General features: G+C 60.6%; 27 protein-coding genes. 7 read left to right on the top strand and 20 right to left on the bottom strand.

Going from position 1 to position 24,966, the window contains the following annotated elements; genetic code table 11:
• Positions 1 to 8 precede the first annotated feature (8 nt).
• Together INHI_RS0110545 and INHI_RS0110540 are read left to right on the top strand one after the other, a co-directional pair.
• Positions 9 to 1,139 (top strand): YhaZ family DNA alkylation repair protein, encoded by a 1,131-nt coding sequence (locus tag INHI_RS0110545; RefSeq protein ID WP_027247621.1) that lies wholly within the window; start codon positions 9 to 11, stop codon positions 1,137 to 1,139.
• 144 nt (positions 1,140 to 1,283) lie between these two features.
• Positions 1,284 to 2,411, top strand: a complete 1,128-nt coding sequence (locus INHI_RS0110540; RefSeq protein ID WP_027247620.1) for an ABC transporter ATP-binding protein — start codon at positions 1,284 to 1,286, stop codon at positions 2,409 to 2,411.
• A gap of 9 nt (positions 2,412 to 2,420) precedes the next feature.
• Here the strand turns inward: INHI_RS0110540 and INHI_RS0110535 are convergent, their stop codons facing one another.
• Both INHI_RS0110535 and INHI_RS0110530 read right to left on the bottom strand, forming a co-directional pair.
• Positions 2,421 to 3,110, bottom strand: a complete 690-nt coding sequence (locus INHI_RS0110535; protein WP_014879613.1) for a helix-turn-helix transcriptional regulator — start codon at positions 3,108 to 3,110, stop codon at positions 2,421 to 2,423.
• Positions 3,111 to 3,186: 76 nt separating this feature from the next.
• Positions 3,187 to 3,495, bottom strand: a complete 309-nt coding sequence (locus INHI_RS0110530) for a hypothetical protein (RefSeq protein WP_014879614.1) — start codon at positions 3,493 to 3,495, stop codon at positions 3,187 to 3,189.
• Between the two features lie 222 nt (positions 3,496 to 3,717).
• Here INHI_RS0110530 and tatA point away from each other — a divergent pair, with 222 nt between their 5' ends.
• The 5 genes from tatA (at position 3,718) to INHI_RS0110505 (ending at position 6,866) form a co-directional block, all read left to right on the top strand.
• Entirely contained in the window at positions 3,718 to 3,936 is a 219-nt protein-coding gene (gene tatA / locus INHI_RS0110525) for a twin-arginine translocase TatA/TatE family subunit (RefSeq protein ID WP_014874185.1), read from the top strand.
• A gap of 6 nt (positions 3,937 to 3,942) precedes the next feature.
• Entirely contained in the window at positions 3,943 to 4,428 is a 486-nt protein-coding gene (gene tatB, locus INHI_RS0110520) for a Sec-independent protein translocase protein TatB (RefSeq protein ID WP_027247619.1), read from the top strand.
• Entirely contained in the window at positions 4,425 to 5,393 is a 969-nt protein-coding gene (gene tatC / locus INHI_RS0110515) for a twin-arginine translocase subunit TatC (RefSeq protein WP_027247618.1), read from the top strand. Before tatB ends, tatC begins: the two co-directional genes overlap by 4 nt.
• 126 nt (positions 5,394 to 5,519) lie before the next feature.
• A complete protein-coding gene (gene rpiB, locus INHI_RS0110510) occupies positions 5,520 to 5,975 on the top strand; it encodes a ribose 5-phosphate isomerase B (protein WP_027247617.1) in 456 nt (151 codons plus the stop codon).
• Positions 5,976 to 6,023: 48 nt separating this feature from the next.
• On the top strand, positions 6,024 to 6,866 hold the full coding sequence (locus INHI_RS0110505) for an ATP-binding protein (RefSeq protein ID WP_027247616.1): 843 nt from the start codon (positions 6,024 to 6,026) through the stop codon (positions 6,864 to 6,866).
• A 108-nt stretch (positions 6,867 to 6,974) separates the two neighbouring features.
• Here the strand turns inward: INHI_RS0110505 and INHI_RS0110500 are convergent, their stop codons facing one another.
• From INHI_RS0110500 to pyrC, 18 genes are all read right to left on the bottom strand, one after another.
• Positions 6,975 to 8,201, bottom strand: coding sequence for a peptidoglycan DD-metalloendopeptidase family protein (locus INHI_RS0110500; protein ID WP_027247615.1), 1,227 nt, complete (start codon positions 8,199 to 8,201; stop codon positions 6,975 to 6,977).
• Between the two features lie 136 nt (positions 8,202 to 8,337).
• On the bottom strand, positions 8,338 to 8,985 hold the full coding sequence (locus tag INHI_RS0110495; RefSeq protein WP_014874191.1) for a protein-L-isoaspartate(D-aspartate) O-methyltransferase: 648 nt from the start codon (positions 8,983 to 8,985) through the stop codon (positions 8,338 to 8,340).
• Positions 8,982 to 9,764: a 5'/3'-nucleotidase SurE gene (gene surE, locus INHI_RS0110490; protein ID WP_027247614.1), complete on the bottom strand. Its 783-nt coding sequence runs from the start codon at positions 9,762 to 9,764 to the stop codon at positions 8,982 to 8,984. Before surE ends, INHI_RS0110495 begins: the two co-directional genes overlap by 4 nt.
• A gap of 281 nt (positions 9,765 to 10,045) precedes the next feature.
• Positions 10,046 to 10,699, bottom strand: coding sequence for an SDR family NAD(P)-dependent oxidoreductase (locus INHI_RS0110480; protein WP_014874193.1), 654 nt, complete (start codon positions 10,697 to 10,699; stop codon positions 10,046 to 10,048).
• Between the two features lie 88 nt (positions 10,700 to 10,787).
• Positions 10,788 to 11,057 carry a hypothetical protein gene (locus INHI_RS0110475; protein WP_014874194.1) on the bottom strand — a complete coding sequence of 90 codons (270 nt, stop codon included), beginning with the start codon at positions 11,055 to 11,057 and terminating at the stop codon, positions 10,788 to 10,790.
• Between the two features lie 232 nt (positions 11,058 to 11,289).
• Complete coding sequence (locus tag INHI_RS0110470; protein ID WP_014874195.1) at positions 11,290 to 11,832, bottom strand: DUF2199 domain-containing protein; 543 nt, start codon at positions 11,830 to 11,832, stop codon at positions 11,290 to 11,292.
• Between the two features lie 124 nt (positions 11,833 to 11,956).
• Positions 11,957 to 13,414, bottom strand: coding sequence for an amidophosphoribosyltransferase (gene purF / locus INHI_RS0110465; protein WP_036767293.1), 1,458 nt, complete (start codon positions 13,412 to 13,414; stop codon positions 11,957 to 11,959).
• A 249-nt stretch (positions 13,415 to 13,663) separates the two neighbouring features.
• Positions 13,664 to 14,368, bottom strand: a complete 705-nt coding sequence (locus INHI_RS0110460) for a Hint domain-containing protein (protein WP_027247612.1) — start codon at positions 14,366 to 14,368, stop codon at positions 13,664 to 13,666.
• Between the two features lie 567 nt (positions 14,369 to 14,935).
• Positions 14,936 to 15,490, bottom strand: a complete 555-nt coding sequence (locus tag INHI_RS0110455) for a CvpA family protein (RefSeq protein ID WP_014874198.1) — start codon at positions 15,488 to 15,490, stop codon at positions 14,936 to 14,938.
• A gap of 40 nt (positions 15,491 to 15,530) precedes the next feature.
• Positions 15,531 to 16,895: a DNA repair protein RadA gene (gene radA, locus INHI_RS0110450; protein ID WP_014874199.1), complete on the bottom strand. Its 1,365-nt coding sequence runs from the start codon at positions 16,893 to 16,895 to the stop codon at positions 15,531 to 15,533.
• 176 nt (positions 16,896 to 17,071) lie between these two features.
• A complete protein-coding gene (locus INHI_RS0110445; protein WP_027247611.1) occupies positions 17,072 to 17,518 on the bottom strand; it encodes a paraquat-inducible protein A in 447 nt (148 codons plus the stop codon).
• Positions 17,519 to 17,525: 7 nt separating this feature from the next.
• Positions 17,526 to 18,494: a DUF2971 domain-containing protein gene (locus INHI_RS0110440; RefSeq protein WP_027247610.1), complete on the bottom strand. Its 969-nt coding sequence runs from the start codon at positions 18,492 to 18,494 to the stop codon at positions 17,526 to 17,528.
• Between the two features lie 16 nt (positions 18,495 to 18,510).
• The gene (locus INHI_RS0110435) at positions 18,511 to 19,257 is read right to left on the bottom strand and encodes an ABC transporter ATP-binding protein (protein WP_027247609.1); all 747 of its coding nucleotides are present in this window, start codon (positions 19,255 to 19,257) and stop codon (positions 18,511 to 18,513) included.
• On the bottom strand, positions 19,254 to 20,054 hold the full coding sequence (locus INHI_RS0110430) for an MlaE family ABC transporter permease (RefSeq protein WP_027247608.1): 801 nt from the start codon (positions 20,052 to 20,054) through the stop codon (positions 19,254 to 19,256). The genes INHI_RS0110435 and INHI_RS0110430 overlap by 4 nt, the downstream gene beginning before the upstream one ends.
• Positions 20,051 to 21,088: an alanine racemase gene (alr, locus tag INHI_RS0110425; protein WP_027247607.1), complete on the bottom strand. Its 1,038-nt coding sequence runs from the start codon at positions 21,086 to 21,088 to the stop codon at positions 20,051 to 20,053. The genes INHI_RS0110430 and alr overlap by 4 nt, the downstream gene beginning before the upstream one ends.
• Positions 21,089 to 21,347: 259 nt before the next feature.
• A complete protein-coding gene (locus INHI_RS0110420) occupies positions 21,348 to 22,868 on the bottom strand; it encodes a replicative DNA helicase (RefSeq protein WP_014879628.1) in 1,521 nt (506 codons plus the stop codon).
• Between the two features lie 277 nt (positions 22,869 to 23,145).
• The gene (locus tag INHI_RS0110415; RefSeq protein ID WP_014879629.1) at positions 23,146 to 23,826 is read right to left on the bottom strand and encodes an orotate phosphoribosyltransferase; all 681 of its coding nucleotides are present in this window, start codon (positions 23,824 to 23,826) and stop codon (positions 23,146 to 23,148) included.
• 72 nt (positions 23,827 to 23,898) lie between these two features.
• Positions 23,899 to 24,939, bottom strand: coding sequence for a dihydroorotase (pyrC, locus tag INHI_RS0110410; RefSeq protein ID WP_027247606.1), 1,041 nt, complete (start codon positions 24,937 to 24,939; stop codon positions 23,899 to 23,901).
• Between the last annotated feature and the right edge of the window lie 27 nt (positions 24,940 to 24,966).

The raw sequence follows: 24,966 nt of genomic DNA, 5'->3' as shown, positions 1-24,966 counted from the left end.
GTGGGCAGATGGCATCCGGTTTCTCATTGAAGGATCAACTGTTTAATCAGGAGAAGACCCGTTATCTGGCGGGCCTTTTCGCGGCGGCGGATTCCGAATTTGACGCTACGGGCTTTGAGGCTGAGGTGATGGCTCGGCTTCCGGATCTGGAGCTGAAGGAGCGCATCAGCCTGATTGCAGAGGTGCTGGCCGGTCATCTGCCTGCTGATCTGGAGACCGCTGCACCCGTTCTGCGGCGAGCACTGCCGCCGCCACTGGATCCCAGCCTGTCGGATGATGATTTCGGCGATTTCATCTTTGCGCCGCTGGGGGAGTTTGTGGTTCTGCGGGGGCTGGAGGCCGCACCGGACCTGTCGCTGCAGCTGCTGTCGGAGATCACCCAGCGGTTTTCCATGGAATGGGCCATCCGGCCGTTCCTCTCCCATTGGACCGATCAGACATTGTCCGTGATGCAGCGCTGGGCCACCAGTGAGAACTACCACGTTCGGCGGCTGGTCAGCGAAGGCACCCGGCCAAGGCTGCCTTGGGGCCAATCGGTTCCGCTCTCATTGGTGCAGCCCTTGCCGCTGCTGGATCAGCTCCACGCTGACCCGACCCGCTATGTGACGCGTTCAGTGGCCAATCACCTCAACGATATCTCGAAAAAGGATCCGGAGCTGGTGCTGGATCGGCTGCGCAGCTGGCAGGCGGCAGGCCGTCAGCGCCCGCAAGAGCTGGCCTGGATGACAGCCCATGCGCTGCGTGGGTTGGTGAAGGCGGGGCACAGCGGCGCGATGCAGATGCTGGGGTATGACCCGGACATGCCTCTCGCCGCAACGCTGACGCTGCGCGATGACCCTGTGCATATTGGCGGTGCTCTGCAATTTGACTGCCATCTGGACGGCGCCCCCGGCGCCCCCGTGCTGGTGGATTATCGGCTGCATTTCCAGCGCCCCGGCGGCAAATTATCAGCCAAGGTGTTTAAGTTGAAACAAACGGTCCTGACCGACGGCAGCACGCGCCTTAGTAAACGTCATCCGCTGAAAGCCGGGGCCAGCACCTTTACTTTGGTGCCGGGTAACCATCGGCTTGAGCTGCTGGTCAATGGCCGGGCGCGCGCTGAGCTGACGTTCGATCTTCTGGATCAACGCGACGGCTGATGGGGCTTTGGGCCTGATCTGTCATGACATATGGGGGCCGCTCTGGCTGTTGCGCGGTATCCCGCTCTCTTGCATGGGAACAGTGGGGTTGATATCTGCGGGCTAAGCCCGATCATTTAGGTCGGACATGAATAACGAGGTCGCATGACATCCTCTCCCCCTGATCCGATGCTTGGCACCAACAGCGCGTCTGCCCCTGCGCCACGTCTCGAAATTCGCAATCTGCGGCGGTTCTTTGATGGGCGCGCGGTGGTGGATGATGTGTCGTTGCAGATACAGGCCGGGCAGGTGACCTGCCTGCTTGGTCCGTCGGGATGCGGAAAATCCACCACGTTGCGGATGATCGCCGGGGTGGAGATGCAGGACAGCGGCGAGATCTATGTCGATGGCAAGCTGATCTGCGATACCGTGTTTCGCGTGCCGCCGGAGCGTCGTGAGATCGGTTTGATGTTTCAGGACTTTGCGCTGTTTCCGCATCTGAGCGTTGCCGACAATGTTGCCTTCGGCCTAAAGGGCAGCAAGGACGAAAAACGCGCCCGCGTCGAAGAGTTGCTGCGAAAGGTCTCTCTCTCTCAGTATATTGATGAATTCCCGCATCAGCTGTCCGGCGGTGAACAGCAGCGCGTGGCGCTGGCCCGCGCGCTGGCGCCCAAGCCGCGGATCATGCTGATGGATGAGCCGTTTTCCGGGTTGGACAATCGCCTGCGCGACGGCATTCGTGACGAAACTCTGACACTGCTAAAGGAAGAGGACGCCGCCGTCTTGCTGGTCACTCATGAACCGGAAGAGGCGATGCGGATGGCTGATGAGATCGCGCTGATGCGATCCGGAAAAATTGTACAGCAGGGCGCGCCCTATAATGTCTATACCCGGCCGGCGGACCGCGCGGCAGTGGGGTTTTTCAGCGATACCAATGTCCTGCATGCCGAGGTGAACGGGGCGCTTGCCGAAACCCCATTTGGCCAGTTTCTGGCTCCCGGCGTGCCGGATGGCACCAAGGTAGACATCGTGTTCCGCCCGCAGCATCTGCGCATTGATTTTGACCGCAACGGGCGCGGTCCGCATCCGACGCCCAGCGATGGGGTTGCAGCGCGCGGCGTGGTCAAGCGGGCCCGCTTCCTCGGACATGAGAGCCTGGTTGAGTTTTGCATGGATTTTGACGGCAGCGTGTTGAAGGCGACGGTACCGAATGTCTTCTTGCCGGATGCCGGACGGGTGATGTGGCTGACTGTGCGCCGCAACCGCTGTTTCGTTTTCCCGACTGGCAGCTGACGCGGCGGATCAGCCCGGCGCGGACGTGTCGGCATAGGGCTGATAATCCATCAACCGCTTGCCCGGTTCATCCACGAAGAGTTCCGGTAAGGGCGTGGCCGCCTCAATCAGATCAACCCGAAATACCCTGAAATCCTCCCGTGTCTCGCACCAGGCAGTGAGGGTCCAGACCCGCCCCCAATATTCCATATGCAGCGGGCGGATGACCCGTTCGGTCAGCGCGTCATCAATGCGTCTGTAGGTCAGATGCAGCTTCTGGCGCGCCTTGATCGCTGCGCGCAGTGTGGGCATCTGGGTAAATCCCCGCGCCACATTGGCAAAGGGGTAGACTGCAAATTTCCAGGCATCGGCTTCGGCGATAGTGCGCTCTGGCAATACCGCATCCACCTTGGCAGCGAGCCTTTCGGCGGCAGCCTTCAGATCCGGGTCGGCAGCCTCGGCAACAATCGCCATGCCAAGGTTCAGCGCCTCCAACTCCTCGCTGGTGAGTGTGAGGGGCGGCAGGGTGATTGCCTCGCGCACCATATAGCCGACCCCGCGCGCGCCTTCGACCGGCACACCGCTGGCCACCAGCGTATCCATGTCGCGGTAGATTGTTCGGGTGGATACCTCCAGCCGTTCAGCAATGTCCTGCGCGCGGTGCAAATTGCCGTCGCGCAGGATCTGGATAATATCAAAAAGGCGGTCAGTACGGCGCATGGCCTAGCCTTGATACGGGCAGGGCAGGAGGTCAAGACCACCCGCCCAGCCCCAGGAGCCTCAAAGTTGCCTGAGCCTAGCTGGCCATCGACCAGAGCACGTCCTCATGCCGCATCTTGGCCGTGTCAGGCGCAATCGCCGCCATCACCTCCGCCGAGAAATCCTGCGTCATGAAACTCTTGGCCACCTCCTGCGCTGTGGCCATGTCCTTCCACACCACGTAGTCAGTCCAGCTGCCATCTGCGCCCTTGGTCAGCTGACGATGCAAAAAGCCGGATTGAGCGCGCACAAAACCCTCGGTGCGCTGCATCAGCGCCACGAAATCAGCTGCCTTGATGCCCTCGGCTAGATGAAAGGTCACGATCTCTGCCACATGTTTATCCATCACTTGTCTCCTATTCGCTGTGATGTACTGGCAATACCGCTATCCAACTGACATAAACCTGTCAGTTGGATACGCGCCCTGCCAAGAAAACGCGTTTTTGAGTAGATTTCGCCCATCACGTAAGGGCTCAGATCTTTGCCGCGCCGGGGCGGGGGCGTAAAACCGTCATCAAATGACATCTGCGGTCCATCACCGGGTCCGCACGCAGAAGGAAACATTCTCATGCTTAACAATATCGGCCTTCCGGGCCTGCTGCTCATCGCTGTTGTCGTGCTGGTCCTGTTTGGCCGCGGCAAGATTTCGTCGCTGATGGGCGAAGTCGGCAAAGGCATCACCGCCTTCAAGAAAGGCGTCAACGACAGTACCAAGGAACTGGAAGAAGAGAACACCGCAGAGGCCGCGCGCGACGTGACCCCCGAGACCGAAAAAGACAAGGTCTAAGCCGCGATGTTTGATCTTGGGTGGACCGAACTCATGGTTATCGGCGTTGTGGCGCTGATTGTTGTCGGGCCCAAGGACCTGCCGGTTTTGTTCCGCAATGTCGGACGGTTCGTGGGTAAGGCGAAGGGCATGGCGCGTGAATTCAGCCGAGCCATGAACGACGCGGCAGACGAGGCTGGCGTCAACGACATGGCCAAGGGTTTGAAGGCGGCAGCCAATCCGATGAACACCGCTATGGATGGGGTCAAACAAGCGGCACAGGATATGGCCAAGTCGATTGACCCGACCAAATTCGACCCCGACAGCGAAACCGGGAAACTGGCTGCTGAACGGGCGGAAGACGCGAAGAAAATCCAAGCTGCCACGGCCCGTGCTGCGGCAGACCGAAAGGCACGCGAGGCAGCCGAGGCGCAGGCCAAGGCGGCTGAGGCGGAGGCGGCTTTGGCAGCCCCGGACACGCCGACAACGCCGGAAAGTGAGACCAAGACATGAGCGCGTCTGAAGATATCGACGACAGCACAGCGCCGCTGATTGAGCATCTTGCCGAATTGCGCACCCGCCTGATCCGGGCGGTGGGCGCGTTCATCGTCGGCATTGTGCTGGCCTTCACTGTTGCAGAACCGATCCTGCAGTTCCTGCTTGGCCCGATTGAGGAAACCCTGCGGAACCTCGGCGACCCGTCGCCGACTCTGCAATACACCAGCCCGCAGGAGTATCTGTTCACGCTGTTCCGCATCTCCATGGTGTTTGGCTTTGCACTGTCGTTTCCGGTGATTGGCTTCCAGCTCTGGCGCTTTGTGGCACCGGGGCTCTACAAGACGGAGAAGAATGCGTTTCTGCCCTTCCTCATCGCCTCGCCGATGATGTTCCTCTTGGGGGCCAGCTTTGCCCATTTCGTGGTGACACCGCTGGCGATGGCTTTCTTCCTTGGCTTTGCCGATGTGTCATCGATCTTTGCCAATCTGATGTCTGGCGCGGTGAGCAGCCTGCCAGCCGATGCCGCCGTGGTGCCGGAAACCACCGAAGGGGTGCGGATCACCTTCTTTGGTAAGGTGAACGAGTCACTGGATATCACGCTGAAGTTCATCATGGCCTTTGGCCTGTGCTTCCAGCTGCCGGTGCTTCTGACCCTGATGGGCAAGGCCGGTCTGGTCAGCGCCGACGGGTTGGGCAGCGTCCGCAAATATGCGGTTGTCGCGATCCTTGTGCTGGCCGCGCTTGTGACCCCGCCGGATGTGATCACCCAAGGGATCCTGTTCTCGGTCGTTTACGGTCTTTATGAACTGTCGATCCTCTTGGTGCGCCGGGTTGAGAAAACCCGCGAGGCAAAGTTGCGCGCCGAAGGTTACTATGACGACGAGGAGGACCTCGATGACGAGATGGATATGCATCCCGAAGATGACCCCCTGATGGCTGAGTTTGACGACGACGATCAGGATGACGGTAAGGTCAAGTAATCACAGCCAGAATCGATAACCAAAAGGCGCGCTGGCAACGGCGCGCCTTTTTCCTTTGTTGGCTGGCCTCTTGCCCGCGGTGCCCGAACATGCTTTGACCCCGGTAATTCACCGACGGAGACTCCCATGGACCAGAAAAAACCAACCCGCGTTGTGCTTTCCAGCGACCACGCCGCGATTGAGCTGCGTCAGGCCATCGCGGACCATATCACCGCAAACGGCTGGGAGGTCGTCGATATTGGCCCCACCACCCCGGAGAGCACCCACTATCCCAAGCACGGTGCTGCTGCGGCGGAGCGCGTGGCCTCAGGCGATTGTGATCTCGGGATCATCCTTTGCGGGACGGGTCAGGGCATCATGATGGCTGCAAACAAGGTGAAGGGCGTCCGCTGCGGTGTCTGCTCCGAAACGTTCTCGGCGAAGATGATCCGCCAGCACAACAACGCAAATATGCTCTCGATTGGGGCGCGCGTGGTTGGCGACAGCCTGGCGATTGAGATTGTTGATGCCTTCCTCAATGCGGAATTCGAGGGCGGTCGCCACGCCACCCGTGTTGACATGATTGAGCCGCAGGACAGCTGATCCCGCGCAGGTTCACATATTCCAGACATTGAACCGGAGGCCCACAGTATGGATGAGACAAGCCTGACTCGCATCGCCGATGCGCTTGAGCGGATGGTACCGGCCCCGCTGAAGGCACCGGATTTTGGTGCCGCGTCTGCCTTTGTCTGGCATGTGGCGCCGGACCGTCTGGAGCCTGTGAACCGCGTCACCCGTGTTGAGCTGGAGCTGCTCTTGGGGATCGACCGGGCACGGGACACCTTGCTGGACAACACCCGCCGTTTTGCCGCTGGGTTTGGAGCGAATAATGCGCTTCTGTGGGGCGCCCGTGGGATGGGGAAATCCAGCCTGGTGAAGGCGATCCATGGCGAGCTGTCACCGGAGTTTCCAGCACTCAAACTGGTGGAGCTGCAGCGCGAGGATCTGCCATCGGTCGCGCGTCTGCTGAACCATCTGCGGGCAGCGCCTGAACGCTTCATCCTGTTCTGTGATGATCTGTCCTTTGGCCATGATGATCAGCACTACAAAAGCCTGAAAGCGGTGTTGGATGGCGGCATCGAAGGGCGGCCTGACAATGTGCTGTTCTACGCCACCTCTAACCGCCGCCACCTGATGCCGCGCGATATGATCGAAAATGAGCGCTCCAGCGCCATCAACCCCTCCGAAGCGGTTGAGGAAAAGGTCTCGCTCTCGGATCGGTTCGGGCTGTGGCTCGGCTTCCACCCCTGTGATCAGGATGAATATCTGTCCATGATATCAGGCTATTGCGCCGCCTATGGCGTAGAGGTTATGGAGCAGGAGCTGCGCGCTGAGGCGATAGAATGGCAAGCCACACGCGGTGCGCGATCGGGGCGCGTTGCGTGGCAGTTCTTCACCGATCTCGCGGGTCGGCACGGTGTAAAAGTCACCTGAGCTGATCGCGTAGGAGGCTTCGGGACACCCCACCGGCACATCACACAGAAAACGGCGCTCAGGGATATCCCGGGCGCCGTTTTTCGGTGTGGTTATGCCGGGGCGACGTTACTGCAGATAGGGCAGCGGATCGACGCTTTCGAAGCCGTTGCGAACCTCGAAATGCACATAGGCCGACGGCCCATCACGCAGTGCAGCAATCGTCTGGCCGCGTGATACCGTATCGCCCTTGTTCACGGCGATCTTGTCGACGTTGGCGTAGACCGTCAGCAGCTTGGCATCGTGGCGGATCACGATGATCGGGATATTGTTGGAATCCTTGGTGATCGCCGCGACGGTGCCGCCATCGGCGGCCTGCACCGGTGCGCCCGCAGCCCCCGCGATATCAATGCCGTCGTTCTTGCCCTTGGAATAGGTGCGGGTGATCTTCCCCTTGACCGGGTAACTCATCGCGCTGCTGGAGCTGCGGGTGGGGGCGGGAACTTCCACTTTCGGAAGATCTTTGGGGGCTTCGGCTGCCGGGGCCACGGTTTCCTGTGGCAGCGGCTTGGTCGCGCTGGGTGGGGTGGGTGTGCTGGTGCCCTCACCAGGGGCGGTGACGGTTGCAACCGCAGGCACGGCTGCTGCAGAGGCTTCCTTGCGCGGTGCGGGGCGATCCTTCAGCGGGATCAGCAGGAACTGCCCTTCGCGAATGGCAAAATCGCTGCCCAGACCGTTCCATTCCGCCAGCGCTTTTACTGGCACCTGATAAAGCCGCGACACGGTATAGGCGGTCTCGCCGCGTTTCACCTTGTGGCGCACCGGCTCCGGTCCGCTCTGCACTTGCGGCTTGCTCGCAGAGGGCTGCGGGGCCAGCGGCGTGGTGTTGACGGTGCTTGCCGCACTTGGCGTGGTGGCGGGCGCACGGTCGATCGCATCCCCCGCCAGCGAGGCGATATCCACACCGCCTGTGCTGTTTGAAGCGGTGCCAGGTGCCCGGCGGGGTAGGGCGATGATTTCGCCCTGGCGCAGCGGATCGTCCGTCTTCATGCCGTTGAAACGGGCCAATTCGCTGGCGGGCAGACCAATGCGGCCAGCCACATCATTCAGCGTATCGCCGCGCCGGGCCACGGCCACCTGGTAGGACGGATAGGTGATCAGACCACTGGAATCCGGTTTCGGACGGCTGGTAGTGGCGGTTTGGGCCGCCTTGGTGGTGTTGAAAGCACCGATCTGGCCGCGCAGATCGTAGTCAAGCGGCGCCTCGCAAGCGGCCAGCACGGCCACCAGAGGCAACGCCATCAGCACCTTGCGGCCTGTCGCGCGATCGCGGCGGGTGGGGTCAGTCACTGTCATTTCGCTCTCCTCAGAACGCCGTTCCCGTCTTGCGGGCCCCCATTATCCCTGGGGCTTGCCAATAGTCCGTCGGCCAGCCACGTGATCCAGCTCGGGATGTTCCCGAACCTTGGGGTGGGCAGGTCTTGCCTCTCCCTTACGTGTCTTTGCCGATCCCCTCAAGCAGGGGAACAAAACGCACCGGGCGCAATTCGTCGTATTCGAGACCGCTGGCGGTTTTTTGAACACGGATCAGGGTCTGTACGGTGTCCGACTGCCCCACGGGCACAACCATGATACCGCCGGTCTTCAGCTGCGCCAAGAGTGGGCCGGGCGGATCCTCGGCGGCAGCGGTCACGATGATTCGATCAAAGGGAGCCTGCTCCGGCAACCCGTGACTGCCGTCTCCCACCAGCGAGGTGATATTGGACAGATGCAGCTGGTCAAAGATCTGCCGCGCCTCCCGCACCAGCCGGGCATGGCGGTCCACGGTATAGACCCGCCGCGCCAGCTTGCTCAGGATCGCAGCCTGATAGCCGGACCCGGTGCCCACTTCCAGAACCGTATCGCGGGGGGAAATCTGCAAAGCCTGGGTCATAAGCCCGACGACCGAAGGCTGCGAAATGGTCTGGCCGCAGGCTATCGGCAGCGGCATGTCCTCATAGGCGCGCGCCGAGAACAACCCCCGCACAAAGGGGCCGCGATCGATCTGCTCCATCGCGTCCAGTACCTGCGCATCCGTCACCCCGCGCGAACGTAGGGCAAACAGAAACTGCATCTTGGTTTCGGCAGTCGGCTCGCTCATTCAATGCCCTTCAGGCGCTCCAGCGCGTCCGTCGCCGTAAGATCTGCCCGCATCGGTGTGACCGAGATATAGCCTGCCAGGTTCTGCGCCGCATCCGTACCCTCGGCGGTCGCGATATGCTGATTGCCGCCACGGATCCACAGGTAACGCCGCCCGTTGGGGGAGGTCTGTTCCTCAGCGGAGAAATGGCTACCACGCCGAAACCCCTGCGGTGCGATCCGTCGCCCTTTAACATCTGCTGCGGGAACGGGCGGGAAATTTATATTGTAAAACAACCGGTAATCCGCGTCCTCGTTGGGTTGGGTGTCAAGGATTGAGCGGATGAGATCAGCGCCGTGGTCGGCGGCAGCTTCAAACGGGTTGTCCAGCTGGTTGTTTTCTGGCCCGAAGTACTGCGACAGCCCCATCGCAGGGATGCCCTGCAATGCTGCCTCCATTGCGCCGCCCAATGTACCGGAATAGAGCGCGTTTTCAGCCGAATTGTTGCCCCGGTTTACGCCCGACAACACCAGATCCGGAAGGTGGTCCTTCATCACCACATGCAGCCCGGCCAGCACACAGTCGGCAGGGGATCCTTCGGCGGCAAAGCGGCGCTCGCCCAGCTGGCTCAGCATGAAGGGGCGGGTATAGCTGATACAATGACCGACGCCTGATTGTTCAAACGCAGGCGCCACGGTCCAGACCTCGCCGTCGGGGCCCGCGACATCGCGGGCGATCTGTTCCAGAACAGCCAGACCGGGGGCGCTGATGCCATCGTCATTGGTGATCAGAATTCGCATGAACTGGGCCTCTCGTCTGGCTCTGGCGGGCTGTATCTCGGGTGCGGTCACGCCGATCCGCATGTCCGACCTGAATAAGATGTGGGGCAAAAGGGGGCAAGACTTTCCCCACTGTGACCGCGCGCAAGCTGCGCGGTGACGGCCCCTGCGGCACAGAGGTCACAGGTTTGTTGCCTGACCTTGAAACCAACGCGACCGGCACCCCTGTCGGGCACCGGTCGGCGGAATGTTGCGCGTTTGCGCCGCCGTTAGGCGTCATGCAGCCGATGGGCAATCGGTGGTCAGTCGGCAGCGCTCAGAATCTGGGGCAACAGCCGGGTCGCTTCCTGCTGCGGAGTGGCCAAGGCGTCGCGGTCTTCGCCGGGGAAAAACCGTGCCCGCACGGCGGTGGCCATGGGCTGCGGAGTCAGCACCTGCACCTTGGGGCCGGTCTTGGCGGTCTCAATCTGCCAGCTGTTGGCCAGTGACATCTGGGCCGCTTTGGTGGCGCCATAGGCCCCAAAGAATTTCTCGCCCGCGCGTGGATCCTCAAAGAACACAGCCTGACCGGTCTGCCCCAGCAGCGGGGCCACATAGGGGATCAACACGGAGGTCGCGGTGGCATTGATCGCCATGGATTTCTGCCAATCCTTCGCGGCGACGAAATTGGCCGGGCTCAGCGGTGCGGCGTGGATCGCGGTGTGCAGCCAGAGGTCCAGCTGTCCCCAACGGTCGTGGATGCCGCGGCAGAGCGTCGCCATAGCATCGGGGACAGTGATGTCCATCGGCGCCAATGTGGCAGAACCGCCGACGGATTTGATCCGGTCGTCCAGCTCTTCCAGCGCGCCAGTGGTGCGGGCCACGGCAACGATGTGATGCGTCGGCGCCAGTGCCTCTGCGAGGGCGGCGCCCAGACCCCGTGAGGCCCCGGTGATGAGAGCAAGTTTCTGTGTCATGCGCGCCTTGTGCGGCGCTGCGTGGCGCGGGTCAAGGGGCCAAAGCGGCGCAGCCGCCTTCGGGGCCCCCGGCAGGCACCAAGGCGGATCAGCTGCCCGGCATCTCGATCCGCGCAGCTTTGCCGTTTTTCTGCAGGATCAGACCGTCGGCATCGATGGCAATGACCTCGCCGCCGGACAGCCGGCTGCCACGGGTCACCACCTGTGTGCGCCCGCTGGGCATACGCACCATGGCGCTGAGGTTGTTGCTGGCACCAAACAATCCCAACAGGCTGAGCCGGTTGCGGCGCAAGGCGTCTTTCTGGGTGGCATGACCTGCAACATTTGCCGGGGTCTTGCCGCTATCACGATTTGCCATTCTGGTAACTTGGTTCTTTCTCAGGAGCGCTCAGGGCGGATGCCGGTCGGCTATCAGCTTCACTTTCCGCCGAACAGAGGGGGCGATGGGCGGTGGCAAGCGACTGCCGGTAGGCCGCTCCCTGGTGCGCAAGCCGTTGCGCATTACCCTGCGCGACGCTGCGCAATTGCGCGCAGGCCCTTGAACTCCTGCGGCGGAAAACAGGCTAAGACGGGGAGGGCCTTAAGTGGGATCAGGCGTCGTAGATCAACGACGGCAGATCGTGACCATAGGCATAAAGCAGGCCCAGCAGCTCCTCCAGCTGCGCGCCTACCATCTGCAAATTGTAGAGCGGATGATCCGGCTCGGAGATTTGCAGCTCCGGATATTGCCCTTCTGGCCGCATATGCAGCATAGCCTCAACCGACTCGCTGCCATCCGGAGGGATGGCATTGGCCAACCAGGCGCGCTTGCTGCCCAGATCCTCGGTCTCCTGCATCTCAAACCGATCAAGATAGGCCTCGAAATCCTCTTGGCTCAGCCGCGCCCAGGTGCCCAGAATGAACTCCTCACCACGGGTATCCGCCAGAGGCACTGCCAGAACCGCACGCACGAAGCGCAGTTTGCCAAGGCGGCAGAAATCCTCGGTCAGCACATCGCCTGCCTGTGCGGAGATGGCGGTGTTGTCGTGCACGAACATATCTTCCGGGCAGACATCGGGCCGGTCACAGCTGAGGCTCAGCAGTTGGGCAAAGGTCGCCCCGCAACAGCGGCACTGGCGCTGCGAGCCAAGCATGCGGGCGAGATGTGGATCCAAAGGGTCGGCCTTTCGGTGGCAGGCGGTGGTGGTCGCAAAAACGGCATGAGGCGCCGATCCGTTGATCAGCGCCTCATGAGTCGAACTGATGTCGGCTGCGCTCTTACTCTGCTGCGGGTTTCATTTCAAACCCCCGTTCCACCATATCGGTGGGAACAACGGGATATTCGCCCGAGAAACAGGCGTCGCAATACTGCGGACAGGCGCTGTTGCGGCCCTGATCCTGACCGACAGCACGATAAAGCCCATCCAATGAGATGAACTTCAGGCTGTCCACGGCAAGGTGTTTGGCCATTTCATCTTCGGTCATGGTTGCTGCCAACAGCTTGTCACGTTCAGGCGTGTCCACACCATAGAAACAAGGCCAAGCAGTGGGCGGCGAGGCAATGCGGAAATGCACCTCACTGGCCCCGGCATCAAGGATCATCTCCTTGATTTTACGCGATGTTGTGCCCCGCACAACAGAATCGTCTACTAGAATAACCCGTTTGCCTTGAATCAACGCACGGTTCACGTTCAGCTTCAGGCGCACGCCCATGTTGCGGATCTGCTCGGTGGGCTCAATGAAGGTCCGGCCCATGTACTGGTTGCGGATGATCCCCATCGCATAGGGAATGCCAGATTGCAGCGAATAGCCAATGGCGGCCGGGGTGCCACTGTCAGGCACCGGGCAGACCAGATCGGCCTCAACCGGGTTTTCCTTGGCCAGCTCGCGACCGATGGCTTCGCGGGTTTCATATACAGAACGCCCGCCCAGGATCGAATCAGGGCGGGAGAAATAGACATGCTCAAAGATGCAGAACTTGGAGGGCTGACGGCGGAACGGGAAATGGCTCTCGACGCCCTTGTCGGTGATCACCACCATCTCGCCGGGTTCAATCTCGCGCAGGAACTCCGCGCCAATGATATCCAGTGCGCAGGTCTCCGAGCTGAGGGCATAGCCGTCGCCGATTTTGCCCAGGACCAGCGGACGCACGCCAAGCGGATCCCGCACGCCGATCAGCTTGGTGCGGGTCATCGCCACAACGGAAAAGGCGCCTTCGACCCGGCGCAGCGCATCTTCCATCCGCTCAGGGATGTTGCGCTGCAGCGACCGTGCCATCAGGTGGATGATACATTCACTGTCGGAAGAACTTTGAAAGATCGAACCGCGCTCGATCAGCTCTTTGCGCAGTGCATTGGCGTTGGTGATGTTGCCATTGTGGGCAATTGCGGCCCCACCCATGGCGAATTCGCCAAAGAAAGGCTGCACGTCACGGATTGCGGTCTGACCTTTGGTCCCGGCGGTGGAGTAGCGCACATGGCCAATTCCGATCGGGCCGGGCAGGGTGGACATCACATCTTGCGAAGTGAAGTTGTCGCGGACATAGCCAAAACGACGGGCACTCTGGAACCCTTCGACAGGATCATGGGTGACAATGCCGCCGGCCTCCTGTCCTCGGTGTTGCAGGGCGTGCAAGCCAAGAGCAACGAAATTGGAGGCGTCCTGGACGCCGACGACGCCAAAGATGCCGCACTCTTCGCGCAGCTTGTCATCGTCAAACGGGTGGGCGGGGGGCATCTGCGGCATCGGCAAGGCGGTGTGGCTCCGAATCCGGTTGTCAGGATGCCCCCCACATAGAGGGTCCGCCCGCCCATGTCACCAAAGGATCACGGTTTCACGACAGTTGGGGTGAAAAACCGCGTCTAGCTGCTCGCGCGCTCCAGAACGACAACGACCTGCGAGCGGTCGCAGGTCGGGTGTCTCAGCAGGGCAGCGGGTCGGTATCGCAGGGTTTCAGCCTGGCAGAGGTGGGCGGTGATCGCGCCCTCAGGCCGCCAGCAGACCGCGCAGCATATCAAAGGCGGAGAGCACGTCATCGCTCTCCTCATCGCGGTCATCCGCATCGTCCTTACCCGCATCGGCGAGTGCGCGGCCGTCTTCACTGGCCAGAATCTGTCTGGTCTCGGTCAGTGTCAGCATGCGAAAGGCGCCGTCATCTTCTGAGCTGGTATCGCCTGCCACATGCACAAGCATGCCACATTCGGCCCAGATCATTTCTTCCTCCGCAAAGGAGAGATAGATGCGTGCCATCTTCTCCGGCATGGCGGCAGAGATACCGTTGTAGCCGATCAGCGAAACCACCTTGGTGATCGCGGTGGGCACATCGAACAGGCGCTCCACTGCGGACAGTTCCAGACCAACCTTCTGATCCGCCGGCAACATCAGATCGTCATCGTTCCCCAGCGCACCGGCAGGCACATGCACCAGCGAGGTCAGGCGCGGTACGGCATGTTTGACGCCGGTCACTTCCTGCGCGCCACCATCCAGAGTGTAGATTTTGTCGCCCGGCTTCACATTGCGAGCCTGAACAAAGCCGCGATCCGTTTCCACCATCACATGCGGCAGCAGACCACCGGTGCGTGGCCGGGGCCGGGCACGGCTGGGAGCCGAAGGGGAGACAGCCGCCGGGAAATCCAGCAGAAGACCAACGGGCTGACAGTCAGCAAACGATGTCGAGTGATCCAGCAGCATGGTGTCGTCCTTCTGAGCGGTGTGCCTGACGTTCTGTCTGGCGTCTTGGTGACACCAATGTGCGCTGCGAAATTGGACGGAAATGGGGCAAGGATCGGGCCGATTGGGACAACTGAGGGGTTTTGGCCGCTAATCCTGCCTCATTCACCGAATTGTTGCCCGAAAACACCTCGGATCACAGGATTTGTTAACTTTTATCCGTCTGCTTTCACACGCCACCCCACGCTTGGCGTCCGATTCAATGCCCTGATACAGCGATTCTAATTGGTTAACAGAGTGTTAATGAGTGTTTTTGATGTTAGGAAAGGTAAACGCGCCTGCATCTCTAAATATCATCATTGGACAAGTGATCCTTGCGGCATCACCGTCGTTCACAAGCCATGAACCAGCCAAGCGGCGGTCGCATTGCGATGGGCCCGGTGGTCTATGCCAGACCGTGCAAGCCGGCCAAATCTCAACCGGTTCCATCCGGCCACGAAAAAGGGCGCCTGAGGCGCCCTGTTCCAATCCCCTAATATGTGCCGCTGCCACAGGTCCGCGATGCGCGGTGGCAGCAACGATAGGCGCTTACTTCTCGCAGGAGCCGATCAGGCTTTCATACTGCGTGGTGACCCAGCCAAGCGCCTGCTCGGGGTTGCGGTCCTCAATCTTGCCGATCATCCGCTCAAACACAACGGCAGAGCGGCTCTCATCAACCATGGTGAAGCTCTGACCGGTCATCACGACATTGTAGAGGAAGAAGGCAATCGCCACCAACAGGATGCCACGTAGCACCCCAAAGAAGAAGCCGATGCCCTGATCCAACCCGCCAAGCGCTGACCGTTGCACCAGTGAGGAGAACAGTGGCGTGAAGAAAGACACGACAATCAGCGCCAATGCAAACACCGCAGCAAAGGCGGCGATAATCGACAATTCGCAGCTGTCCGCGATGAACTCTCCGATCACCGGGATTTCTGCCATCAGCGGCTCGACCTGCGGCGCAAACAGAAAGGCCAAGATGGCGGCGGCGATCCAACCAGCGATGGCCATCGCCTCACGCACGAACCCGCGCGAATAGGCCAGCAACGCTGATACAACAATGACAAGGGCCACGACCCCGTCGATAATGGTGAAACCTTCCATGTCCCTCGCCCGTTAACCTGCGATTAGAATTCTTGCGACTTTAGCCAGCCCCAAAGTAATCGCCAACAAAACCGGCGAGATCAGAGGCCTGTCGCACCGCAAGTCCGGGGACCGCGACGGATTTGCCACCACTTGGAGCTATCGCTGCGGTGAAACCAAGTTTTTGCGCTTCTTTCAACCGGTTTTCGGTCTGAGGGGCGGGTCGCAGGGCACCAGAGAGCGATATTTCTCCGAATACGACTGTATCTGCGGGCAGCGCGGTGTCTTCGCGCGCGCTCAGCAGCGCCGCAGCCACTGCCAGATCCGCCGCAGGTTCTGAGATCTTCATCCCTCCGGCAACGTTGAGATAGACATCAAGCCCGGCAAATGGGATGCCGCAGCGCGCCTCCAACACGGCCAGGATCATGGCCAGACGCGAAGAGTCCCAGCCCACCACCGCCCGGCGCGGCTGCGAATGGGGCGAAGGCGCGACCAGCGCCTGCATCTCCACCAGAACCGGGCGGGTGCCTTCGATGCCGGAAAACACCACCGACCCGGGCGACGGGGTGCCACGCTCTGACAGAAATAGCGCCGAGGGGTTGCGGACTTCACTCAGCCCGCCGCCGGTCATCTCAAAGACGCCGATCTCATCCGCCGGGCCAAAGCGGTTCTTGACCGCGCGCAGAATGCGGAACTGATGCCCGCGCTCGCCTTCGAAATACAGCACGGTATCGACCATATGTTCGACCACCCGTGGACCGGCAATCTGCCCCTCTTTGGTGACATGGCCGACCATGATGATAGATACGCCATTGGTTTTGGCAAATGTCGTCAGCTCATGCGCGGCAGCGCGCACCTGGCTGACAGACCCAGGCGCGCTGTCCACGTGATCAGCCCACATGGTCTGAATCGAGTCGATGATCGCAAGCTGTGGTCGCTCTGCCTCCAGCGTGGTCAGAATATCGCGCAGGTTGGTCTCCGCCGCCAGCTTGACCGGTGCTTCCGCCAATCCCAGCCGCTGCGCGCGCATGCGTACCTGGGCGCTGGCTTCCTCACCGCTGACATAGATCGTCTTGAGGCCTGACTGGGCAAACTGCGCCGCCGCCTGCAACAGCAGTGTCGACTTCCCGATCCCGGGATCCCCGCCGACCAGAATGGCAGAGGCAGGCACCAACCCACCGCCCAACACCCGGTCTAGCTCCCCCACACCGCAACAGGTGCGCGGTGGTGGCGCTTCCTCCGTCGCAAGATCGCTCAAGGGGATTGTCTTGCCACGCCGCATGCCCAGCGATTTCGACGCCGGTCCGCCCTTGGACAGGCCCTTGTCTTCGGTGATGGAATTCCACTCGCCGCAACCATCGCAGCGCCCGGACCATTTTGAGAAAGATGCTCCGCAGGCAGAGCAGGAATATGTTGTTTTTGCCATGCAGTAGATCTGGCAGATGTTTCCGGTTTGTTCAAGTGTTGCGGAGCCTCAGACGGGGCATGCGAGGCTCTGCCTCGCGCTCCGGGATATTTAGGGCCAGAAGATGGGGGCGCACAGAACATCTTCTGGCCCTAAATATCCCGGGGGAGGCCGAAGGCCGGGGCAGCGTCCCGTTTCTAGTCGTCTTGCTGGCTAACCTGGTGCGCGGTCAGAAGAGACAGGACAATTGACGCCAGAATACAGCCCGTAAACAAATAAAGCCCCCAGGCGGTCTCAATCGTTGCATAGCCAATCCCCTTGGCCAACGTGATATAAAGCGCGATCAGAAACACATCCGCCATCGCCAGCTTGCCCAAGACATGCAGAACCGGTTGGGCGCGCGTATCCAGCAGGCCCCATTGCACCAGCGCCAGACCGATGGTTTTGAAATAGGGCGCGAAGATCGCGAAAGCCGTGACCGTCAGCGCCAAAATGACGTCGCTGCCCCAAAGGCTCTGCAATCCGGTGATCACCGAGATCTCGCTGAGGCCAAAGATCGGCAGCAGCCCCGCCCGCATCAGCGGCGCGAACCAAGCGATAGGGTAGAGGATCAGGAGCGACAGGGTGAGGAGGCGGAGGGTCATGGTGGCTCTACCTTCGGAGAGGAATACCGGAAAAGCATACTTTGCTTTGGGGGGCGGCTACGCCTGCCGCTTCGAGTTCGCTGACTAGCGCATCATAAATTGGGTAAGGATATTGAGTCGGTCCAATAATTATCTTGTGCAGGAACTCTGGAAACGTCGCGCCTTTGATGTCTTCGTCTGGGTAGTTTCGAATCTTTAAATCGTAGACTTTCTGAGGAACCCCACTGACACAGCGGACACTTGGTTGGATATGTTTTGAGGGGTGCACTCTTGGTGAATGGATCACTCTCCACTCTTTTTCCTCGGCGAAACCCGGGTGTTTTGTTGACAATACGGCGAAATGAAATGCGTTGAAAAGACGCTCCCTGAGTTCCTGACGGGATAGCTGAGAAAAAAGAGAGAAGTTATCTTCCAGGTTCTGAACCACACTTTGAAATTCTTCAAAAAACTCAGCTTCTGTGCAGTAGAAAACCGGTGATGTGAATGCGTTGACGGCGCTACTCGGTGAAAAGAAGGGCTCGTTGTTGAATACGAAGGCTACGTTGGTGTCCCCACCGTATGCCCGCCACATGGACAATCTTCCGAACTGGTCTTCTGCACCATTTTCGTCACCGTGCCTTGAAACGGAGATGAGATAACTCTGTGTTAATCTATTGTCTTTGTGTTTTTCAAATACGTCCTCGAACTCGTCTGCTAGCCCTTGGTGACAAAGGTCTAGAAATGCTTTGAGCCTCTGGCCGTTTGATGTGCGACGGTACGCATAGTCGATGAGATTTTGACCGTATCTCATTTCTGAGAAGTCATTCATAGTAGCGGCACTGCGCATCCAAACGGTATGGTTGCGAATGATGCTGACAGCGGCTTCCGCACTGGTATAGTGGGCGAATTTGGCACCGCTATTTTCGATAGTATCGATTTGCTTGCTGGCGTAAGGAAATAGGAGTTTGAAAATTTTCTGCTCGAATTCTGATGGCAAAACAATATCCTTTTGTTTACCTCACCGCCTCAATCGGCCCTTCCGCGCGGCCGTGAATGAACTGCTCCATATAGGGATCACCCGACTGGTCCATCTCGCTTACCGGTCCAGTCCACTGGATCACGCCTGCATGCAGCATCGCCACATTGTCGGCGATCGCGCGGACGGAGGTCATGTCGTGGGTGATGGTCATCGCGGTGGCGCCCATCTCGACCACGATTTCGCGGATCAGGTCGTTGATCACGCCGGACATGATCGGGTCAAGGCCGGTGGTTGGCTCGTCAAAGAAGATGATTTCGGGTTCCGCGGCGATGGCGCGGGCAAGACCCACACGCTTCTGCATGCCGCCCGACAGTTCTGCGGGCAGCCGGTCCGCCACATCAGCTTTCAGGCCCACCCGGCGCAGTTTTTCAATGGCGATCTCGCGCGCCTCATCCACCGGGCGCTTGAGGGTTCCGCGCAGCAGACGGAAGGCGACATTCTGCCAGACCGGCAGGGAGTCAAATAGCGCCGCCCCCTGAAACAACATACCAAAACGCGCCAGAAAGGCGTCGCGGTCGCCGCTGGCTGCGGGTTTGCCATCGACCAGAATCTGCCCTTGATCCGGTGTGATCAGCCCCAGAACAGATTTCAGCGCGACAGATTTTCCGGTGCCGGATCCGCCGATGATCACCATGGAGCTGCTTTTGGGGATCTCAAGCGTCATGCCTTGCAGAACCTTGTTGTCGCCAAAGGCCTTATGGACGTCTTTCATCTGGATCATAGCGAGAAGAAAATCCCTGTGAGGACAAAATTGGCGGCAAGGATCAGCACCGCAGCGGCCTCAACCGACCCTTTGGTGGCGCGACCGACGCCCTGCGCCCCGCGGCCTGACTGCATGCCGTAATAGCAGCCCATGGTTGCGGCAATGGTGCCAAAAGCAGCGCCTTTCACAAGGCTGGAGACGATATCGCGCAGCTCAAGGAAATCGACAGTGTTTTTCAGATAGGCCGCTGGATTGAAGCCCAAGTTCTGCGTCGCGACCACATAGCCGCCCATGATGCCGATGATATCGCCAACGCCCACCAGCACCGGCACTGTGATCAGCGCGGCCAGCACACGCGGCGCCACCAGGTATTTCATCGGATGGGTGGAGAGTGTGACCAGCGCGTCAATTTGTTCGGTGACCTTCATGGTGGCGATCTCCGCCGCGATGGAGGAGGTGACGCGCGCAGCAATCATCAGTCCAACCAGAACGGGGCCAAGCTCGCGCACCATGCCGATGGCAACGATCTGCGGAACCACGGCCTCGGCATTGAACCGCGCGCCGCCCGCATAGATCTGCAAGGCCAGCGCCGCCCCGGTGAAAATCGCCGTGAGGCCCACCACCGGCAGCGACAGCCAGCCCACCTGCAACAGCGCATTCAGCAGCTCGCGCGGGTAGTAGGGCGGCCGCAGCATATGGCTGAACGTGGACAGACCAAAGAGCGTCACCCGCCCCACAGCGCCCAGACCGGCAAGGACCAACTGCCCCAGCCGCGCAATCAGGCTGAGGGGTGAAAGACGCGAAGATGTGCTCATCCAGTATAGCTCCGTGCGTAGCGGCTGCCGAGAGAGGTGAGGATTTCATAACCGATGGTGCCCGCAGCCTGTGCCAGCGTATCCACGGTCTGGCGCTCGTTGAGGATGCTGAGGTGGCTGGGATCGTCGCCAAGGTCGCTGACATCGACAGTGATCAGATCCATGGAAACGCGGCCGACCACCGGGCAGGGCGTGTCGCCTGCGTAGACCTGGATCTGGCCGCCGCCTAATGCGCGGTGCAGACCATCGGCATACCCGGCTGCGACCGTGGCGATGCGGCTGGGGCGCTGCGCCGTCCAGCTGTTGCCATAGCCCACGGTTTCGCCCGGATCGAGGCTGCGGATCTGGATCACCGGCAGGTCAAGCTGCGCCACGGGCAGCGCATCGCCATAAGGCTGCCCGCCATAAAGCCCGATGCCCGGACGACAGAGGTCAAAGTGGTAGTTGCGCCCCAGCAGCAGGCCCCCGGTCGCGGCGAGGGAGCGGGGGAGATCCAGACCTTCAGTCAGGTCAAGGAAGTTTTGCAGCTGGTGGCTGTTCATCGGATGGGTCGTCTCATCTGCACAAGCCAGATGCGACATCAGGAGCACAGGCCCCTGACTGAGAGCAATGTCGCGGACGGCGGCCCATTCGGCGGCCTCCATGCCAAGTCGGTTCATACCGGTATCAAGCTGCACGCCAAAGGGATGGCCCGGCAGGCTCTCAAAATGGCGCAGCATCTGGTCGAGTGAATTCAGCATCGGCGTCAGTTGGAAGTCGCGCAGCAGTTTCGCGTCGCCCTCCATATGGCCGGCAAAAACCGAAATGCCGGGGCCGGGGCCGATGGCGCGGCGCAGGGCCACGCCTTCCTCTGCCATTGCCACGAAGAAGTTGCGCGCACCGGCATTGGCCAGCGCCTTGCCGACGCGGCCTGCGTCCAGTCCATAGCCATTGGCCTTGACCACTGCGGCGGTCTCGCAATTGGTCAGCGCATCGAGGTTGCGCCAGTTGGTCACCAGCGCATCCAGATTGAGTGTCAGTCTAGCAGTCGTCATGCGCTGTTCATGACACGGGGGGCACAGGGGTCAAGGGGGAAACCGCATTCCGGCCCCGCCGACGAGGTGGTTGGCGGATTCCGCGCCCTGGCTTGCTGTTGCGGCGGGCGGCGTGGGCTACCCCTGCAAGCGGGAGTCTGCGGGGCAATTGTTGGTTTTTTGAGTATTTAGGGAAAGGTGACAGGCGCCGGGGAGCGTCCAAAGGCGCGCCGCCGGGGCTGGCTGGCGGCGCGTTGTGTTCAGCATTTTGTGGCGCGGATCAATACTCTGGCGCGTGATCCTGCTGCCATGCCTTGGCGAGGTTGCCAAAGCGGGTGAACTGCGCCTCAAAGGCCAGTTCAACCGTGCCAATCGGGCCGTGACGCTGTTTGCCGACGATAACCTCGGCCTTGGCGTGCAAGCGTTCCATCGCCTGCTTCCACTCTTCCATCTTGTCCAATTCGTGATCGCCGGGTTTTTCGCGTTCCTTGTAATATTCTTCGCGGAACACGAACATGACGACGTCGGCGTCCTGCTCGATCGAGCCCGATTCCCGCAGATCCGACAGCTGCGGGCGTTTGTCTTCGCGGCTTTCGACCTGACGTGACAGCTGGGAGAGGGCGACCACCGGGATGTTCAACTCCTTGGCGATGGCCTTCATGCCCATGGAGATTTCCGCGATTTCATTGACCCGGTTTTCGGCCATGCCCCGGCAGAGCTGCAGATAGTCGATCACCAGCAGATCCAGCCCATGGGTCCGTTTCAGACGGCGCGCACGGGCAGCCAGCTGTGAAATCGGCAGGGCAGGCGTGTCATCAATGAACAGCGGGCAGCTTTCCAGATCTTTGGCCGCCTGCACAAAGCGGCGGAACTCTTCCTCGGTCATGTCACCCTGACGGATCTTATGTGAGGAGATTTCTGAGGCTTCGGCCAGAATACGCCCCGCCAGCTGCTCTGCCGACATCTCCAGTGAGAAAAAGCCAACGACGCCGCCATCCACGGCGCCTTCGGTTCCATCCGGTTTCTGGCCGCGTTTGTAGGCTTTGGCGACGTTGAAGGCGATATTGGTCGCGAGCGAGGTTTTCCCCATCGAGGGACGCCCCGCCAGGATCAAAAGGTCCGACGGGTGCAGACCGCCCAGCTGTTTGTCGAGATCGGCCAGCCCGGTGGAGATCCCCGCCATGCCGCCGCCGCGCTGATAGGCCTCATTGGTGACATTGACCGCTTCGGTGACTGCCTTGAGGAAGGATTTGAAACCACTTTCGGTCTGGCCCTGTTCGGCTAGCTTATATAGCGACTGTTCCGCCTCGACGATCTGTTCCTTGGGTTCAGAGGCGACATCGACACGGCGCGCCTTGTCCGCGATGCTGCGCCCCAGGGCGATCAGTTCGCGCCGGATCGCCAGATCATAGATCATCTGGGCATAGTCGCGTACCGCAAAGGCCGAGATGGACGCCCCGGCGAGTTTCGCCAGATAGGCCGGGCCACCCAATTCCTTCAGGCCTTCGTCATCCTCCATAAAGGCCTTCAGCGTCACCGGCGAGGCCAGCGCGTTCTTGGAGATCCGGGCGGCGGCAATCTCATAGATGCGGGTGTGGACCGGGTCGTAGAAATGCGCGGATGTGATGATTGAGGCGATCCGGTCGTAGACGTCATTGTTGGTCAGGATCGCGCCCAGCAGCTGCTGTTCGGCCTCGACGGAATGCGGCAGGATATGAGCGTCGTCTCCGGTTGCCTCGCCATTGGCAGCAGGCTCCGGGGCGGCGGGCAGATTGGGGTCAAATGGCGTAATATCGTTCATCGCTGCTCTCGTCATTGGCCCCGCGTTATAGGGGGGCGAACCCCGGTCTGGCTATCTGGAAAACTCTGTGGATGAGCTGTGAACAGCCTGTGGATATCCGCAGGCTGACCTGTGTGTCGTTTTTACAGAAGCCGGGTTGAGGTGTGTGTAGTCTATATGATGCGGTGCATTCTGGGAAGCTGTCTATATCTGCGCTGATGCGCGTGCTCCCAAGTCGATTCGGGGCGGCCCTGTCCACAGGTCGCCCCAGATAAGATGCGTGTCAGATAGAGGGTGATCAGGCGGATTTATGCGCCTCCTGCCAGGCGCGCGGATCTTTCAGGAAGCGCTCTACCTCATCCAGTGTCTCGTCGCTGAAGCTCTTTTGCGCCTTGGCTTCGGCCAGAACATCCCACCAGGTGCAGAGATAATGCAGCTCAACACCGTGATCTCCCAGGCGTTGGGTGGTTTCAGGGAAGATGTCGTAATAGAAAATCACTGCGGTATGGCCGCAGGTGGCGCCGGTCTCGCGGATCGCATCCACAAAAGACAGTTTCGAGCCGCCATCGGTGGTCATGTCCTCCACCAGCAGCACGCGCTGGTCTTCAGTCATGACCCCTTCGATGCGGGCATTGCGGCCATAACCCTTGGGCTTCTTGCGCACATAGGTCATCGGCAGCGCCATGCGTTCGGCCACCAAGGCGCCAAAGGGGATGCCTGCCGTTTCGCCGCCCGCGATATTGTCAAACGCCTCAAAGCCTGCATTGCGCATCACCGTGACGGTGAGGAAATCCATCAGCGTGGTGCGGATCCGCGGAAAGGAGATCAGCTTGCGGCAATCAATATAGCTGGGCGAGGGCAGGCCAGACGCCAGCGTGTAAGGCGTGTCGGTGTTGAAATTCACCGCGCCGATTTCCAGCAGCATGCGGGCAGAAAGGCGGGCGATTTCTTCGCGGGAGGGGTAGGAGGAGGGGATCATGCTATCATCCTTTTGGTCGGCGCGAGCCGCCGGTGGCAGAAGCCTTCGGCGGGGATATGTGGGGCCAGAAGATCAGGCAACCTTCCAGAATACATCAAAACCGGGGTCAAAGACGGTAACCGGGCCATCTTCGGTGCTGATCTGTTCGGGGAAGGTGACCGGGCTGGCCTGCTTTTCCAGAGTCAGCTTTTCAGCGTTTACCGGCAGGCCGTAGAAGGCTGGCCCATTCTCGGATGCAAATCCGGCCAGCTTGTCCAGTGCGTTTTCTTCTTCGAACACATGGGCCAACAACGGCATGGTGTTGGGGGCGGTGAAACAGCCGGCACAGCCGCAGGCGCTGAGCTTGTTGGGGTCGGTGTGCGGGGCCGAATCTGTTCCGAGGAAGAACCGCCTGTCGCCAGAGGTCGCCGCTGCGCGCAGGGCCAAACGATGTTCTTCGCGCTTCGCCACCGGCAGGCAATAATAATGCGGTTTGATGCCGCCTGCCAGAATGTGGTTGCGGTTGATGATCAGGTGATGCGTGGTGATTGTGGCCCCCAGATCGCTGTCCTGACTGGTCACATAGTCGGCAGCGTTTTTGGTGGTGATATGTTCCATCACCACGCGCAGGCCGGGGGTGGATTTGCGGATGGGGTCCAGCACCCGGTCGATGAACACCGCCTCGCGGTCGAAAATGTCGATGTCGTGGTCGGTCACCTCGCCATGGGTGCAAAGCGGCAGGCCGATGTCGGCCATGGTCTCCAGCACGCCGCGCACCTTGTCGAAATCGCTGACGCCAGAGGCGGAATTGGTGGTGGCCCCGGCCGGGTAGAGCTTCACGGCTTTGACCAACCCGCTGGCATGAGCTGCCGCCACATCCGCCGGATCGGTGTCCTCGGTCAGGTAGAGCGTCATTAGCGGCTCAAATGCCATGCCGTCGGGCAGGGCGGCCAAAATACGGTCGCGGTAGGCCGCGGCCTGATCCCCTGTCACCACCGGCGGCACCAGATTCGGCATGATGATCGCGCGGGCAAAATCGCGGGCAGTTTCAGGGAGAACGGCCGCCAGCATTGCGCCGTCGCGCAGATGCAGATGCCAGTCATCGGGGCGGGGGATGGTGAGCTGAACGGTCATGGCGCCCGCCTAGCACAGGGGCGCGCG

This window comes from Phaeobacter inhibens DSM 16374 (genome assembly GCF_000473105.1).
In the GTDB taxonomy this organism is placed as follows: domain Bacteria; phylum Pseudomonadota; class Alphaproteobacteria; order Rhodobacterales; family Rhodobacteraceae; genus Phaeobacter; species Phaeobacter inhibens.
The sequence above is the reverse complement of the archived record's forward strand: the minus strand, read 5'-3'. Positions and strand labels throughout refer to the sequence as shown.